Consider the following 15,760-nt stretch of genomic DNA (forward strand, 5'->3'; position numbering starts at 1 on the left):
AAGAAAGGTGAACCTTCCACCCTATTCTTGCTTCAAAATAAACATAATATTTTAACTGATAAATAAGCAAAATGATGGCTACGAACCTGACTATCCTGTTCATCTCGCTCCTGGTGTTCACCACAATGATCCGGCTCTGGCTCGGCCGCCGGCATGTCCACTACATTCAGCAGCACCGCGCCAACGTGCCGGAGGCGTTCAGTTCCAGCATCAGTCTCGGCGCCCACCAGAAGGCCGCGGACTACTCTTCTGCCAAGACGCGCCTCGCGCTCATCGAAACCACGGCTCAGGCCGTATTGCTCCTGCTGCTGACCGTAGGAGGCGGCTTGCAGCTGATAGACGACGCCTGGCGCGGCGTCTTGCCGGAGCATGACATCATCCGCGGCGCGGCCGTCATCCTGAGCGCCTTGCTCGTCAGCAGCGTGGTGGACTTGCCTTTCGACTATTACCGCACCTTCGTCATCGACCAGCATTTCGGCTTCAACAAAATGACGCCCGCAATGTACTTCAAAGACATGATCAAGCACGGCATCGTCGGCCTGCTGCTGGGCGCACCGCTGCTGTTCGTCGCGCTATGGCTCATGCAGGGTGCCGGGGACTACTGGTGGCTCTACCTCTGGGTGGTCTGGAGCGTATTCAACCTCCTGATGCTGGCAATCTATCCCACATTCATTGCGCCGATGTTCAACAAATTCTCCCCGTTGGGTGACGAATCCCTGAAAAACCGCATCGAGGCCTTGTTGACTAAATGCGGCTTCAAGTCGCAAGGGTTGTTCGTCATGGACGGTTCCACCCGCAGCAGCCACGGCAACGCCTATTTCACGGGCTTTGGCGCGAGCAAGCGCGTCGTTTTCTTCGATACCCTGTTGGAACGCCTGAACGGCGATGAGATTGAAGCCGTCTTGGCCCACGAGCTCGGGCACTTCAAGCACAAGCACGTCATCAAGCGCATTGCCCTAATGTTTTTCGTCAGCTTCATCGGTCTGGCCCTGCTCGGCTGGCTCGCGCAGCAGGATTGGTTCTATGCCGGGCTTGGCGTGCAGCAGCCCAGCGACTATATGGCGCTGATCTTGTTCCTGCTGGTGAGCCCGGTGTTCCTGTTCCTGTTGCGTCCGCTGCTTGCAGGCTATTCGCGCAAGAATGAATTCGAGGCGGATGAATATGCCGCGCAGAATGCCGACGCCCGCTACCTGGTCGAGGCATTGGTCAAGCTTTACCGTGACAATGCGTCCACGCTCACGCCCGACCCGCTGCATTCGGCGTTTTACGATTCGCACCCGCCAGCCAGCATCCGTATCTCCCGGCTAAACACATTGACAGCGCACTAGCCTTGTTGAGTGCGCTGTTGAACGGCCTGGTCGTAGCCTCCTACGGCAAGCGCTACGGAGTGGAGCTGGAAGGCGGCGTCGAGCTGAGCTGCGTCACCAGGGGCAAGAAAACGGATATTGCCTGCGGCGACAGGGTCAAGGTCAAGCTGACCGGCCCGAGCGAAGGCGTGGTGGAGCAGCTTGAACCCAGGAGCAGCCTGCTCTACCGCAGCAACAGCTTCCGCAGCAAGATGCTTGCTGCCAATGTCAGCCAGGCGGTCATCGTGCTGGCGACACAGCCGAGCTTTTACGAAGAACTCTTGAATCGCTGCCTGGTGGCATGCGAGGCGGCAGGCGTCAAGGCGGTGATCGTGCTCAATAAATGCGATCTCGACAATGCCGAGGATGTCATGTCGCGGCTGCAGGATTATGCCGCATTGGGCTACACCATCCAGCCGCTATCGGCACGGGATGATATCGCCCCGCTCAGGCAATGGCTCGCTGGGGAAACCAGCGTATTGGTAGGCCAGTCCGGCATGGGGAAATCCACCATCGTCAACGCGCTGCTGCCAGACAAGATGGTCAGGACGCAGGAGGTATCGACCGTGCTTGATAGCGGGAAACACACCACCACAGCCGCCCATCTCTACCACCTGGATGCAACGAGCAAGCTGATTGACTCTCCCGGCCTGCAGGAATTCGGCCTGCACCACCTGGACGGCGAGCAATTGGAATTAGCATTCGTCGAGTTCCGCCCCTACCTGGGCAAATGCCGTTTCAACAATTGCCGCCACCTCAAGGAGCCTGACTGCGCCATCCGGGCGGCAGCCGATGCAGGCGCGATATTGCCGCGGCGCCTCGCCTATTACCAGCAGCTACGCCAGGAAATCGCATGACGACCGCGCTGGTGTCCCATCCCGATACGCTGCTGCATGTCATGGATGGCAAACACCCCGAGTCGCCCGCGCGCATCACGGCCATCATGGATGCGCTTGCGGCGCAGCAACTGCTTGGTAAACTGCAGCGCCATGAGGCGCCGCAAGCCGACGATGAAGCGCTACTGCGCGTGCATGACGCCACCTATATCGAGTATATCCGCAGTATTGCCCCCCGCGCAGGCATCGTGAGGCTGGACCCGGATACCGCCATGGGGCCGATGTCGTTGACGGCATGCCTGCATGCCACCGGTGCTGTCATCAAGGCTGTCGACCTGGTGATGCAAAAACAGGCCGCCAATGCCTTCTGCTGCATACGCCCGCCCGGGCACCATGCCGGCAAGGCGCGGGCGGCGGGTTTCTGCATCTTCAACCATATTTCCGCAGGCGTTGCCTATGCGCTTGCTGCCTACAAGCTGGACCGTGTCGCGATTCTGGATTTCGACGTGCATCACGGCGACGGCACCGAGGATATATTCCGCAACGATCCGCGCGTCATGCTGTGCTCCACCTTCCAGCACCCTTTCTATCCGCACAGCGGGGCGGACACTCGCTCGGATCACATCATCAACGCCCCCTTGGCAGCAGGAAGCGACGGCCAGGTGTTTCGCGAAGCGGTCCTGCGGAACTTCGAGCCGGCGCTGCAGCGCTTCCGGCCGCAGATGCTTTTCATATCAGCCGGGTTCGATGCGCATGAAAACGACCCGCTGGCGCACCTGAAGCTCAATAACGATGATTACCGCTGGATCACTAATTTCGCAATGACGGTCGCGGATCGATATGCGGCAAAGCGCATCGTCTCGGTGCTGGAAGGCGGCTACCACCTTCCGTCGCTAGCAGAATCGGCGACGACGCATATCCTCACGCTGGCCGGGCTTTGATCGCCGGCAACGCGCCAGGATGCTGAAGCCGTTGCGGTCTTTGCTGCTATAATCGCGCCATGCAAATCACCACCCGCCTTGAATTCGATGCCGGACACCGCATCCCCAGCCACAAAAGCCAGTGCCGCAACCTGCACGGTCACCGCTATGCCCTGGAAATCACGCTTTCCGGCAATATCATCGAGCAGGAAGGCGCCTCGGAACATGGCATGGTCATGGACTTTTCCGACGTCAAGGCCATCGCCAAGCGTTGCGTGGTGGATCAATGGGACCATGCCTTCCTGGTATACCAGGGCGATACCGCGGTGCTGGAATTCCTGCGCAGCCTGCCCGACCACAAGACCGTGGTCTTCGGCACCGTGCCGACCGCAGAAAACATGGCGGCGGAAGCCTTCCGCATCCTCAAGGCGCAATACCATGACACCTACGGCACCCAGCTCAAGCTGGAGCGCGTGCGGCTTTATGAAACGCCCAACAGCTGGGCCGATGCCCTGGCTTAAGCCAACTTAGCTCAGCGCCAGCCCTGCCGCTGTTATTGCGTCCACACGCAAGCGCCGCCCTTGTTCAGCGCCTGCAGATACTCCTCATGCGCCGCCTGCTCCGATTCGCTTGCAGCCAAGACTAGCAACGGCTTGCTGCGCGTCAGCCTGATCTCCTCGTTGCCCTCTATCGGCCCGTGATCCAGCATGTCGATCATCAGACTTTCCTGGCCGCGCGTCATGGCCATGTAGACATCGGCGAGCAACTCCGCATCCAGCAAGGCGCCGTGCAGCGTGCGCGAAGAATTGTCTATGCCGTAATGCCGGCACAGGGCATCCAGGTTGTTGCGCTGCCCAGGGCGCATTTCCTTGGCCATTTTCAGCGTATCGATGATCTCCAGCACGCTGTGCTCGATATTCTGGCGTTCTATCCTGTTGAGCTCGGCATTGAGGAAACCGATATCGAACGGCGCGTTGTGGATGATCAAGTCCGCGCCGGAAACGAATTGCAAGAAATCGTCCACGACATCGTGAAAGCGCGGCTTGTCCTGCAGGAACTCCAGCGTGATGCCATGCACCTCCTGCGCAGCCTGGTCGATCTCGCGATCGGGGTTGAGGTAGACATGGAAGTGATTGTTGGTCAGCCTGCGGTTGACCAGCTCCACCCCGGCGATTTCGATAATACGGTGTCCCTGGGCGTGATAAAGGCCGGTGGTTTCAGTATCGAGAAAAATCTGTCGCATGCCCATCCTTATGCCACCTCCCGGCCCAGCACCTGGTCAACGCCCTTGTTGGCCAACGCATCGGCGCGCTCATTGCCCACATTGCCCGCGTGCCCCTTGACCCAGACCCACTCGACCTGGTGCTGTTGCACCAGGCTATCCAGGGTCTTCCACAGGTCGACGTTCTTAACGGGTTTTTTGTCGCTGGTAAGCCAGTTCCTTGCCTTCCAGCTATGCACCCACTCCGTGATGCCCTTCTGCACGTAGGCTGAATCCGTATAGATTTTCACGACACATTGGCGCTTCAAGGCTTCAAGCGCCCGGATGACAGCAGTCAGCTCCATGCGGTTATTGGTCGTCACCAGCTCGCCGCCCCAAAGCTCTTTCTCACGTCCGGCAAATGACAGCCACGCGCCCCATCCGCCGGGACCTGGATTGCCCTTGCAGGCACCGTCGGCATAAATTTCTATCACGCTATTACTCATGTTTTTTCTGTATATCCGTTTTTTGGGTTGGAGTGGGCAACAGGCCGGCCTTGAGCTTGGACTTGTTCCATGCCGGCTTGATCAGGCGCATGCTGACGACCCGTTTTTTGGCCAGGACAAAGTATACCCCACCCATCAAGGGCCACAGCCTTGCCCCGAGACGCTCGATCCTGCCAAGGCGCCCATGGCCGCTGCTATTGCGGAAAGGCGGCATATGGCATGCCATTGTGACCTCGACGACTTCGAAGTCCAGCAGCGCCAGCCAATCCTTGACCCGCATCAGACTGAGAAAATTCGCATCCCAGGGATAAACGTCATGGTCGCTGGCCAGGCGGCGCGCGCCCCAGGCGCTGACCGGGTTGAAGCCGGTGATCACGATATGCCCCTCCGGCACCAATACACGGGCGGCTTCACGCAAGGTCTGGTGCGGATGCTCGCTGAAATCCAGGGTATGCGGCAACAACAACAAATCCAGGCTGTCCGCCTGCAATGGAAATTGATGGGATACGCAGCGTATCGAGCCGTTCGCGACGTCGGCATTGAACTGGTATGGAATGCGGCAATGCCGCAACAATGGCATCTGCAGCATACCGAACTGCATGGCATTGAAGCCGAAGATATCGTGCACCACCCGGTCAAACAAGGCCTGTTCCTGCTCCTGCAGGTATTGTCCTAATGGGCTGGCAAGCCATTGTTCTTGCTTCTCTATTGACATCAGGCTCCCAACATATCATTAATAGACATCGCACATTGACTGATCGCTTAGATGCTTGAGATTATCCCGGTTCCCGCCTTCAAGGACAATTATATCTGGCTATTGCACCAGCATGGCCACGCCGTCGTGGTGGACCCAGGTGACGCCCAGCCTATATTGGAGACGCTGTCCGCGCTAGGTTTGCAGCTGAATGCCATCCTGATCACCCATCACCACATGGATCATATTGGCGGCGTGAAAGAGCTGATCCACGCCACGTCAGCCCGGGCATTCGCACCTGAGAAAGAGCAATACCCGTTTCCGCACCAGCCGGTCGTTGCCGGCGACCGGCTGGACTTTGCCAAGCCTGCGCTTTCCCTATCGGTACTGGAAGTCCCCGGCCATACCCTGGGCCATGTGGCCTATTGCGGCAACGGCATGCTGTTCTGTGGCGATACCCTGTTTGGCGCAGGCTGCGGCCGCCTGTTTGAAGGGACTCCTGAGCAAATGTACACATCACTGCAGCAATTGACGGAATTGCCTGCGGATACAAAAGTGTATTGCGCACATGAATATACCGAACACAATCTGGAATTCGCCTTGTCCCTGGAACCTGGCCATGAGGCATTGCTTGCCCGCCAGCAGGCAACCAGCGCCTTGCGCGCCAAAGGCCTGCCCAGCCTGCCTTCCAGCCTGGCATTGGAGCTGGCTACCAATCCCTTCCTGCGCTGCCACGAGCCTGGCGTGATCGCGGCATCAGGCAGTGCGACACCAGATCCGGTGAATGTTTTTACGGCAATCCGGGAGATGAGAAACCATTTTTAATCATTAACATAATGAAGTTAGTTCAAGTTGGGTGTTTATTTTTGCCATAGACTTGACGCTGCATTCCCTCATTCGCTACTATCCTAGCACCCAAAGCCATCACGAGAAGTGTGAATGACTGTGAAGTCCCTGCTGAAGCTGGTATTACTGGCGTCACCTATCATTACAGCTCCCGCAGCTTACGCTGTCACCAATGTGGTCGGCGACGAGATCGTCATTCTCGGGGATTATCCCAGCGATGATGTTGCAGGCTACATGCCTGACAGCGCCAATCTCCAGAGCCAGGAAAACCTCGCCACCTTTGACTTGTGGCAGCGGATTCGCGACGGCTACGGCATCCCTGAACTGCAGTCCCCGATCACCAGCACGCACGAAAGCTGGTACTCTTCTCGCCCAGACTACGTCAAGCGTATGGTAGACCGCAGCCAGCGCTATCTCTACCATATCGTCGAAGAAGTGCAGAAGCGCGGCATGCCAACGGAAATTGCACTGCTGCCCATGATAGAAAGCGCATTCAATCCACAGGCGCTCTCGCGCAGCAGCGCCTCGGGAATCTGGCAATTCATCCCGTCGACCGGCAAGAATTTCGGCCTCAAGCAGGATTGGTGGACGGACGGCCGCCGCGACGTCACTGCCGCGACCAACGCCGCGCTCAACTACCTGCAGAAGCTGTATATCATGTTTGGCACCTGGGACCTTGCCCTGGCGGCCTACAACGCGGGTGAAGGCACCGTAAGCCGGGCCATTGCCCGCAACCGCAGCCTGGGCCTGCCGACAGACTACCAGAGCCTGGAACTGTCGGACGAGACAAAAAATTACGTTCCCAAGCTGCAGGCGGTCAAGAACATCATGACAAATCCGCAACGCTACGGCCTGAACATACAGAGCATCCCCAACCGGCCCTACTTCGTCAAAGTCACCGCTCCTCAGCAGATCGACGCAAAACTGGCAGCAGAACTGGCCGAAATTTCCTCCGAAGAGTTTGCTTCACTCAATCCCGAGTACAACCGCCCGGTACTCACCGCCAACGGCCAGGTGCATGAAATCCTGCTGCCGATCAGCGCGGCCGAGATTTTCACCAACAACCTGGCCGTCTACGACAAGCCGTTGGTCAACTGGCAAACTTACCACGCCAAGCGAGGCGAGCGCATGGACAGCATCGCGCGGAAATTCGGCATCGACCCGGCAAAGCTGCGCGACATCAATGGCCTGAGTGCGAACAACCTTAACAGTAATATGCCGCTGCTGGTTCCGGTACGGGCGGACACAGTCAGCGATGCCGCGATTGCTATCGCCGACCATGGGCAGATCGCGATTGCCGCCGCCAGCGTGACGCTACCCAGCACGATCAAGCACACGGTAAAAAGCGGCGATACCATCAGCAGCATTGCTAAACGCTACAACATCAGCAACCAGCAGCTGATGAGCATGAACGGCTTGAAATCGAGCACATTGAAGCCCGGCCAGGCGCTCACCGTTACAGGGTCGCCTGCCGCATCCGCCGCAGCAAAGAAGGTCGCCAGCCGCCACTACGTCGTCAAACGCGGCGACACCCTGGACAGCATTGCGCGCAAGTTCGACGTGCAAAGCAAGGATTTGAAGCGCTGGAACAACCTGACCGGATCTCACATTGTTCCAGGCAATAAGTTAACTGTTTCCCGGCCAGACGAGGCTTGATGGCTTTCCCGCATGCGTGATCTTCTCCCAGCCTTGAGTTACCCTGCCGCCGTGACTGTACTGCTGGCCACCTGCCTTTCAGCTTGTGGCCGCTCCCCTGTCGAGCAAGTCGTCAATTACGACCTTGAATACCCGCCGGAAAACGGCGGCACGATGATCGACGCCACGCGCGGCGAACCCAGCGGCTTGATTACGATGATTGCTGGCGAGGCTGCCGCATCCGCAGTGGCGCAGAACATCTTCAGCAGCTTGCTGCGCTATGACAGGAATCTGGAATTCGAGGGGGAGCTGGCCGAGTCATGGCAGATTTCCCCGGACCAGAAAGTCATCACCTTCAAGCTCAAGCCCAACCTGAAATGGGCGGACGGCAAGCCCCTCACCAGCGCGGACGTCCTCTTCACCTGGAAGCTCATCACCGACGACAAGACCAGGACGCCCTACGCCTCCGACTACAAGCTCGTCACCAAGGCCGAAACGCCTGATGCGCGCACTTTCAGGGTAAGCTACGCCGAGCCTTACGCCCCGGCGGTCAACTCCTGGGCGGGGCTGGACATCCTGCCCAAGCACCTGCTGGAAGGCAAGGATATCAACAATACGCCTTTTGCCCGCAACCCGGTGGGCAGCCATTACTACAAGCTGGAAAAATGGCGTCCCGGTGAGCAGATTTCCCTCGTGAGCAATCCCCTTTCTACGCAGGGAATACCGAGGATAGAACGCCTGGTAAGCAGATTCATCCCTGACGAGGCTTCGCAGTTCCTCGAGCTGATGGCCAACAATATCGACACCATGGCGCTGTCGCCGGTGCAATACGCGCGTATCTTCCCCGCACGGCCAGAATTGCAGAAAAAATTCTCGCTTTACAAGGAGCTGGGCAATAGCTACACCTACCTTGGCTTCAACCTCAAGCGCAAGCCTTTCAACGATGTCCGGGTGCGCAAGGCCATCAATTACGCCATCAACAAGCAGGAGCTGATCGACGGCGTATTGCTGGGCATGGGGGAGCCGGTCGCCTCCCCTTACAAGCCGGGCACCCGCTGGTCCAATCCCAACCTCAAGCCATACAGTTACGACCCCGCCAAAGCCAGGGCCTTGCTTGAGGAGGCCGGGTTCAAGAAAAACAGGAACGGCATCCTGGAGCGCAACGGCAAGCCGCTCTCCTTCGAGATTCTCACCAACCAGAACAAGCAGCGTGAAATGAGCGCAGTGCTGATCCAGCGCAGGCTCAAGGAGATCGGCATCGATGTGCAGATCAGGGTGCTGGAATGGGCCAGCTTCATCGGCCGCTTCATCAAGACCGGCGATTTCGACGTGGTATTGCTCGGCTGGCAATTGGCGGTCGACCCGGACCAGTATGCCATCTGGCATTCATCCCAGCAGGCGCCGGGCCAATTCAATTTCATCGGCTACAAGAACCAGCGCGTTGACCGCCTATTGGAGCGCGGTCGCATGGAGCTCAACCCGGACAAGCGCATGAGCACCTACCACGAATTCGCGGAGATACTGCTTGAGGACAGTCCCATCGTCTACCTGTTCGCAGGCTACGGCCTGCAAGCCATGCACAAGCGCATCAAGGGCATAGACAACCCTGCCCCGCCTGCCGGGATCGGGCACAATTCACAGGACTGGTACATTCCCAGGCCATTGCGTCGCACGGAGATCAGCCAGTGATGCCGGTTGCTGCCAATATGCTCGCTGACCTTGGACCGTCTTGCAGGAAGGCCTGCGCATGCTGAAATACCTATTGAAGCGCCTGTTCTGGATGGTGCCGCTGCTGATCGGCATCAGCCTGGTTTCCTTCCTGATCATCCATCTCGCGCCTGGCGACATCACCACCACCGAGGCCGGCTTCGACCCCAAGGCCAGCGAGGAGTCGCGCCAGAAGCTACGAGAACTCTACAACCTGGACAAGCCCGTGATCGTGCAGTACGGCCTGTGGCTGCAGCGCATGGTCAAGCTGGATTTCGGCACTTCATTCGCCTCCCATCAACGCCCGGTGTTCTGGCAGACCAAGGACAAGGATGGCAACGTCACGCCGGGCATGATCCAGGAAGCGCTGCCCATTACCCTGCTCATCAACGTCCTGAGCCTGGGCCTGATCATCGTCATCGCGCTGCCGCTAGGCGTCATCTCTGCCCTGACGCAGAACCGCCTGCCGGACCGCGCCATCACCCTGTTCGTCTTCGTCGGGTTTGCCATCCCCGGCTTCTGGCTGGCATTGCTGCTCATGTACTGGACCGGCGTCATGAATGACTGGCTTCCCATTTCAGGGCTGCACAGCCAGGGCGCCGAACATATGCATTGGCTCGCCTACGCGTGGGATGCGTTGAAACACTTGACATTGCCAGTTTTCATCTCGGCATTGAGCGGCTTGGCAGGCATTTCCTTGTTCGTGCGCAACGGTATGCTGGACGTATTGCACCAAGATTACATCATCACCGCGCGCGCCAAGGGCCTGCCGGAAAATACCGTGGTCTATGGCCACGCCCTGCGCAATGCATTGTTGCCGCTCATCACGATTTTCGGCCTTTCCATCCCCGGACTGATCGGCGGCTCCGTGATCGCGGAATCCATCTTCGCCATTCCCGGCATGGGCAAGCTGTTCTACGATGCCGTATTGATGCGGGACTTCCCAGTCATCATGGGCATACTCACCATAGGCTCGGCGCTGACGCTGCTGGGCAACCTGCTGGCCGACCTTGCCTACGCCTGGGCCGACCCGCGCGTACGCCGTGGAGTGATGCAATGAAGCGCGCGCTTTCGAACCCCTTGGCCCTGGCCGGCTTCATCATCATCGTCAGCATTTTCCTGCTGGCATTGCTTGCGCCGTTGATCGCGCCATACGAACCGGATGCCATCGACGTCAAGGCGATTTTGCTGAGCCCTTCCTCCAGCCACTGGATGGGCACTGACGCGCTGGGCCGCGATGTATTTTCGCGCATGCTGTTCGGGGCACGTATTTCTTTGCTTGTCGGTTTGGTTGCCGTCGGCATTGCCACAGTCATCGGCATCATCCTCGGCGCGATCGCGGGTTATTATCGCGGCTGGGTGGACATGCTCATCATGCGGGCTGTCGATGTCATGCTGTCGATCCCTACCTTCTTCCTGATCCTGGCTGTCATCGCATTCCTGACGCCATCCATCTGGAACATCATGATCATTATCGGCCTGACTTCCTGGATGGGCGTCACCCGCCTCGTACGGGCCGAATTCCTGAGCCTGCGCAACCGCGAATTCGTCATGGCCTCGGAAACCCTGGGGGCCAGCGACAATCGACTGATTTTCAGGCACTTGCTGCCCAACAGCATGACGCCCGTGATCGTCAGCTCGGTACTCGGCGTAGCGAGCGCAGTATTGATCGAGTCCGGCCTGAGCTTCCTCGGGCTAGGCGTGCAGGCGCCGCAAGCGTCATGGGGCAATATCCTCACCGACGGCAAGGAGTATATTCAATTTGCCTGGTGGCTATCCCTGTTCCCTGGCTTGGCCATCCTGATTACCGTGTTGGGCTACAACCTATTCGGCGAGGGCCTGCGCGACGTATATGACCCGCGCTCATCGCAATCGCGCTAGCAGGTAGATTATTGATTAATGCAGCAAGTCGTGGAATTCCTCCAGCGGTAGCGGCTTGGAGAAGAGGTAGCCCTGAAATGCCGTGCAGCCATACTGCCGCAGCATTTCCATTTGCTCACGGGTTTCCACCCCTTCGGCAATTACTTGCAGGTCCAGCGCTGCCGCCATCGCGATAATCGCTTTTACGATCACGGCGTCGTTGGCGTTGTGCACGATATTGCCGACGAAGCTGCGGTCTATCTTGAGCTGGTTCAACGGCAAGCGCTTCAGGTGCACCAATGAAGAATAGCCGGTGCCGAAATCATCCATGGCAAAATGAATCCCCAGCTGCTGCAGCTCCAGCATTTTCTGCGCATTGTCCGATGTTCCCTCCATGATGAGGCTTTCCGTCAATTCGATTTTGAGGCGTGAGGGATTGATCTTGGTTGCTTCCAATATGTCCCTGATCTGCTTGACGAAATCCTCCTGGCATAACTGGCGGATGCTGATGTTGACTGACAGCACCAGGTCGCGGGTATGTTCATGCCGCTCCTACGCCTTGAGCTGCTGGCAGGCGGCGCTGAGCACGTAATGACCGATCGGCAGGATCAGTCCGGTCTCCTCGGCCAGGGAAATGAATTGCGCAGGAGGCACAAGGCCTCGCACTGGATGCAGCCAGCGCAACAGCACCTCGGCCCCATAAGCACGTTGCTCCGCATCCACCTGGATTTGATAATAAAGCAGAAGCTGGTTTTGGCTGACTGCCATGCGCAGGTCCGCCTCCAGCCCCGCCTTGCGTTCTATCATTTCCTGCATGTGGGGATCGAACAGGCAATAGGTATTGCGCCCGGTCTGCTTGGCGTGGTACATCGCCGTGTCCGCACGGCGCAGGATTTCATGGATGTTGTCTTCGCCGCTCAGGATGCTGATGCCGATACTGGCCGTGCAGTGGTAGCGATAGCCCTTGAGTTCGTAGGTATGGCTGATCGCCTGGCATACCTTTTCCGCGACCCGCAAAGCCCCTTGCGTCGCAAGCTGCTCATCGGCGCTGATGTCCTCCAGCACCACCAGGAACTCGTCTCCGCCGAACCTGGCCACCATGTCGTTTTGCCGCACCGAGCTGCGCAGCCTTGAAGAAACCTCCGTCAGCAGCAGGTCGCCGAAATCATGGCCTTTGGTATCATTCAGCGTCTTGAAGTTATCCAGGTCGATGAAGAAAATGGCGCCATAGGTTTTATTTTTTTGACTATTCACCAATGCCAGCGAAAGCCGGTCCATCAACAAGCGCCGGTTGGGCAACTGGGTCAGCGGATCATAGAAAGCCAGGCGATAGATGTTTTCCTTGGCCTCTTTCTGCTGGCTGACATCGGAAAAAGTGGCAATGTAGTTGATGATGTGGTTGCGGTCATCGGTAATCGCCCTGATCGTCAGCAGCTTGGGGTAAATGGTGCCGTCCTTGCGCTTGTCCCAGATCTCGCCCTGCCAGTAATGATGCTCGCGCAGCTCATTCCACATCCTGCGGTAAAAAGACGCATCCTGCCGGCCGGACTTCAGCAGCGAAGGCGTCATTCCCAACACCTCGTCCTGACGGTATCCAGTCAGGCGGGTAAATGCGCTATTGACCTTCAAAATGATATTGTTGGCATCCGTCACCAGGATGCCATCCTGGCTTTCAAAAGCGTGGCGCGTAATCCTGAGTTCGCTCTCCGCCCCCAGCAGGCGTTTCCTCAACTCGGCGACTTCGTGTTGCAGCAGGTCATATTGATCCCGCAACTCCATGCTTGGCAGCAAATGGCGCAGCAATCTGCTCAGCCATTGCGCACATTTAAAACCTTGTAAAGTGGCAGCCAGGGCGCCTGTCCGCACAACACACCCTACGCCATTCATATTCCCCGTGAAAAACGCCATTTCATCACTTTCGGTGTTATTGATATTGTGACTACTGCAAGGTATTTAACCATTATTATAAAATGGTTATTTTGGTAAAAAAATATCGCTTGTTCTTACAACGATTGCCATGCGTATTGAATGCGTGCAATCAGCTGATAAAGCCTTAACCACAATAGTTAAATGTTAAATTGGCGACAAATAAAGCGTCAATCGATTTCCACAATTTGAGAATAGTACATTTGGCCTATTCAACTGGCTTACAGAAAACAATCCCTCATTACTTCATTGAATAAAAAAAGCCGGGATTTCCCGGCTTTGATTATCTGTTGTTGAAAAATGCAATATTGACGCATCGGTCATTCACAAAAGTCAATTCGATGGTCTTATAAGTCCGCTTAGGATCATACTTCACCAGATCCTTGTAGTACCACATCTCCACCTGGTCAGGCTTGCCCTGCTTGTCCGTCGGGCGCCCAATGACGGTGGAGGCATTGCTTGGCTTGACAGACTGCTCCTTCTTGAGCGGTTCGCCAAGCTGCTTGGCGACGACGCTGCGCGTCTTGTTGCCAAATGCATTCAGAAATTCCTCTTCGGTGTAGGTCGTCTTTTTAGGCTCGGCCATCACGGGTGCAGCCACCGTGATAGATGCGAGCAATGCGCCAACCACCAATAAATACTTCTTGTGCCATGCCATTACAACAACTCCTTCTTCCTCTGTGTATAGGTCCCATCCGTCATGCGGCAAGCCCTTTTCGTTAAAAATCAGCTATCTCAAGCTTGAGCCCATCATACCCTACCTGCACGGAGGATGGCAGCATTTTGCTGACCGCCTCATATTCCATTTCATGCGTCATATGAATGAGATAGGTCTGCTTTGCGCCGATGATGGCCGCCTGCTCCAGGCTTTGCTCAAGGCTGAAATGCGTGTAGTGCGGGGTATAACGCAAGCAGTCCAGCAACAAGACATCCAGGTCTTGCAACAGTTCCAACGATGTTTCGGGAATGGCGGAGGCATCGGTGAGGTAGCCAAGCCTGCCAAGCCGGTATCCATACATTTCCAGGCGCCCGTGCAATATCGGCACCGGGACGATTTGGGCGCCGAACAATTCGAATGCGCGCTCGACCGGGTTGACGCTCAGAATAGGCAAGTCCCAGTAGTCTCCGGGTTCGCGGATCGCATAGCCGAACTTGCTGACAATATGCTCCATCGCATCCGGCTTGCCATACAAGGGGATCTGCTGGCGCTGCTTCTGGCAAAAGGCGCGCAAGTCGTCAATGCCATGCAGGTGATCCGCATGCGTGTGAGTGTAGAGCACGGCATCGACATGGGTAACGCCTTCCCGCAAGGCCTGCAAGCGGATATCCGGGCCGGTATCGATCAGGATGTGCTTGCCGTTGCCCAGGGTGATTAACGAAGAGCAACGGCTGCGCTTGTTCTTCGGGTTGCCTGACAGGCAAGTGGCGCACTGGCAGCCAATCACCGGCGTCCCGGCGCTGGAGCCGACGCCCAGCATCGTCAGGCGCACGGGCGCGCATCCTTGAACAGGCGGAAGAAGTTTTCCGTGGTCGCCTGCTCGACATCCTGATAGCTGATGCCGCGCAGATTGGCGATTTCCTCGGCGACATAGCGCACGTAGGCAGGCTGGTTGGGCTTGCCGCGAAACGGCACGGGCGCGAGGTATGGGGAATCGGTCTCGACCAGGATGCGGTCCAGCGGCACCGCCTTGGCCACCTCTTTCAAAGCCACCGCGTTCTTGAAGGTCACAATGCCGGAAAAAGAAATATAGAAGCCAAGCTCTATCGCAGCCAGGGCGACTTCCAGGCTTTCGGTAAAGCAATGCATGACGCCGCCGACCTGTTCCGCATGCTCTTCGCGCATGAGCCGCAGCGTGTCTTCCGCTGCATTGCGCGTATGAATCACCAGCGGCTTTTTCGCACGGATGGCAGCCCGGATATGCGTACGGAACCGTTCGCGCTGCCACTCCAGGTCGCCGGTAAGGCGGAAATAATCCAGGCCGGTCTCGCCGATAGCGACCACTTTGGGATGTGCCGCCAGTTCGACCAGTTGGTCCTCGGTGAAATCCGGCTCGTCTTCATAATCCGGATGCACGCCGACTGAGGCATAGAAATTATCATATGCCTCAGCCACGGCAAGCACGTCGGGAAAGTCAGGCAATGTCACGGAGATGCATAACGCATGCCCGACCCGCTCTTGCTGCATGGCGCCACGCAGGGCTTCAAGGTTTTGGCGCAATTCTGGGAAATTCAGGTGACAGTGAGAATCAACCAACATAAAACAAATAAATCAACAAATTAAGA

At 57.3% G+C, this 15,760-nt stretch carries 15 protein-coding genes and 1 pseudogene; 9 read left to right on the top strand and 7 right to left on the bottom strand.

Going from position 1 to position 15,760, the window contains the following annotated elements; genetic code table 11:
- The first annotated feature begins 74 nt into the window (after nucleotides 1–74).
- The 4 genes from ACJSDX_RS11970 to queD are packed head-to-tail and all read left to right on the top strand — an operon-like array spanning nucleotide 75 to nucleotide 3,623.
- On the top strand, nucleotides 75–1,328 hold the full coding sequence (locus ACJSDX_RS11970) for a M48 family metallopeptidase (protein WP_407995003.1): 1,254 nt from the start codon (nucleotides 75–77) through the stop codon (nucleotides 1,326–1,328).
- A gap of 14 nt (nucleotides 1,329–1,342) precedes the next feature.
- Entirely contained in the window at nucleotides 1,343–2,203 is an 861-nt protein-coding gene (gene rsgA / locus ACJSDX_RS11975) for a ribosome small subunit-dependent GTPase A (protein WP_407995004.1), read from the top strand.
- A complete protein-coding gene (locus ACJSDX_RS11980) occupies nucleotides 2,200–3,123 on the top strand; it encodes a histone deacetylase family protein (protein WP_407994877.1) in 924 nt (307 codons plus the stop codon). The genes rsgA and ACJSDX_RS11980 overlap by 4 nt, the downstream gene beginning before the upstream one ends.
- A gap of 59 nt (nucleotides 3,124–3,182) precedes the next feature.
- Nucleotides 3,183–3,623 (top strand): 6-carboxytetrahydropterin synthase QueD, encoded by a 441-nt coding sequence (gene queD / locus ACJSDX_RS11985; RefSeq protein WP_309565305.1) that lies wholly within the window; start codon nucleotides 3,183–3,185, stop codon nucleotides 3,621–3,623.
- Nucleotides 3,624–3,655: 32 nt separating this feature from the next.
- Here the strand turns inward: queD and dnaQ are convergent, their stop codons facing one another.
- The 3 genes from dnaQ to ACJSDX_RS12000 are packed head-to-tail and all read right to left on the bottom strand — an operon-like array spanning nucleotide 3,656 to nucleotide 5,524.
- Nucleotides 3,656–4,345, bottom strand: a complete 690-nt coding sequence (dnaQ, locus tag ACJSDX_RS11990; protein ID WP_407994878.1) for a DNA polymerase III subunit epsilon — start codon at nucleotides 4,343–4,345, stop codon at nucleotides 3,656–3,658.
- An 8-nt stretch (nucleotides 4,346–4,353) separates the two neighbouring features.
- Complete coding sequence (gene rnhA, locus ACJSDX_RS11995; RefSeq protein WP_407994879.1) at nucleotides 4,354–4,809, bottom strand: ribonuclease HI; 456 nt, start codon at nucleotides 4,807–4,809, stop codon at nucleotides 4,354–4,356.
- Nucleotides 4,802–5,524 carry a methyltransferase domain-containing protein gene (locus ACJSDX_RS12000; RefSeq protein ID WP_407994880.1) on the bottom strand — a complete coding sequence of 241 codons (723 nt, stop codon included), beginning with the start codon at nucleotides 5,522–5,524 and terminating at the stop codon, nucleotides 4,802–4,804. Before ACJSDX_RS12000 ends, rnhA begins: the two co-directional genes overlap by 8 nt.
- Nucleotides 5,525–5,575: 51 nt before the next feature.
- Here ACJSDX_RS12000 and gloB point away from each other — a divergent pair, with 51 nt between their 5' ends.
- The 5 genes from gloB to ACJSDX_RS12025 all read left to right on the top strand — a co-directional run bounded on the left by gloB (nucleotide 5,576) and on the right by ACJSDX_RS12025 (nucleotide 11,572).
- Nucleotides 5,576–6,328: a hydroxyacylglutathione hydrolase gene (gene gloB, locus ACJSDX_RS12005; RefSeq protein ID WP_407994881.1), complete on the top strand. Its 753-nt coding sequence runs from the start codon at nucleotides 5,576–5,578 to the stop codon at nucleotides 6,326–6,328.
- Nucleotides 6,329–6,442: 114 nt separating this feature from the next.
- Nucleotides 6,443–8,005, top strand: coding sequence for a lytic transglycosylase (locus tag ACJSDX_RS12010; RefSeq protein WP_407994882.1), 1,563 nt, complete (start codon nucleotides 6,443–6,445; stop codon nucleotides 8,003–8,005).
- Nucleotides 8,006–8,017: 12 nt separating this feature from the next.
- Nucleotides 8,018–9,673, top strand: coding sequence for a peptide-binding protein (locus ACJSDX_RS12015; RefSeq protein ID WP_407994883.1), 1,656 nt, complete (start codon nucleotides 8,018–8,020; stop codon nucleotides 9,671–9,673).
- Nucleotides 9,674–9,731: 58 nt separating this feature from the next.
- The gene (locus tag ACJSDX_RS12020) at nucleotides 9,732–10,751 is read left to right on the top strand and encodes an ABC transporter permease (RefSeq protein WP_407994884.1); all 1,020 of its coding nucleotides are present in this window, start codon (nucleotides 9,732–9,734) and stop codon (nucleotides 10,749–10,751) included.
- On the top strand, nucleotides 10,748–11,572 hold the full coding sequence (locus tag ACJSDX_RS12025) for an ABC transporter permease (RefSeq protein ID WP_309565313.1): 825 nt from the start codon (nucleotides 10,748–10,750) through the stop codon (nucleotides 11,570–11,572). The genes ACJSDX_RS12020 and ACJSDX_RS12025 overlap by 4 nt, the downstream gene beginning before the upstream one ends.
- A 15-nt stretch (nucleotides 11,573–11,587) precedes the next feature.
- On the opposite strand, the pseudogene ACJSDX_RS12030 reads toward ACJSDX_RS12025, so the two are convergent.
- The 4 genes and pseudogenes from ACJSDX_RS12030 to ACJSDX_RS12045 form a co-directional block, all read right to left on the bottom strand.
- Nucleotides 11,588–13,459: pseudogene (locus ACJSDX_RS12030) on the bottom strand (putative bifunctional diguanylate cyclase/phosphodiesterase).
- Between the two features lie 301 nt (nucleotides 13,460–13,760).
- The gene (locus tag ACJSDX_RS12035; RefSeq protein ID WP_309565315.1) at nucleotides 13,761–14,135 is read right to left on the bottom strand and encodes a hypothetical protein; all 375 of its coding nucleotides are present in this window, start codon (nucleotides 14,133–14,135) and stop codon (nucleotides 13,761–13,763) included.
- Between the two features lie 61 nt (nucleotides 14,136–14,196).
- On the bottom strand, nucleotides 14,197–14,967 hold the full coding sequence (locus ACJSDX_RS12040) for an MBL fold metallo-hydrolase (protein WP_407994885.1): 771 nt from the start codon (nucleotides 14,965–14,967) through the stop codon (nucleotides 14,197–14,199).
- The gene (locus tag ACJSDX_RS12045) at nucleotides 14,958–15,734 is read right to left on the bottom strand and encodes a TatD family hydrolase (protein ID WP_407994886.1); all 777 of its coding nucleotides are present in this window, start codon (nucleotides 15,732–15,734) and stop codon (nucleotides 14,958–14,960) included. The genes ACJSDX_RS12040 and ACJSDX_RS12045 overlap by 10 nt, the downstream gene beginning before the upstream one ends.
- Between the last annotated feature and the right edge of the window lie 26 nt (nucleotides 15,735–15,760).

The organism is Methylobacillus draconifructus, from assembly GCF_045984355.1.
Classification (GTDB): domain Bacteria; phylum Pseudomonadota; class Gammaproteobacteria; order Burkholderiales; family Methylophilaceae; genus Methylobacillus; species Methylobacillus flagellatus_A.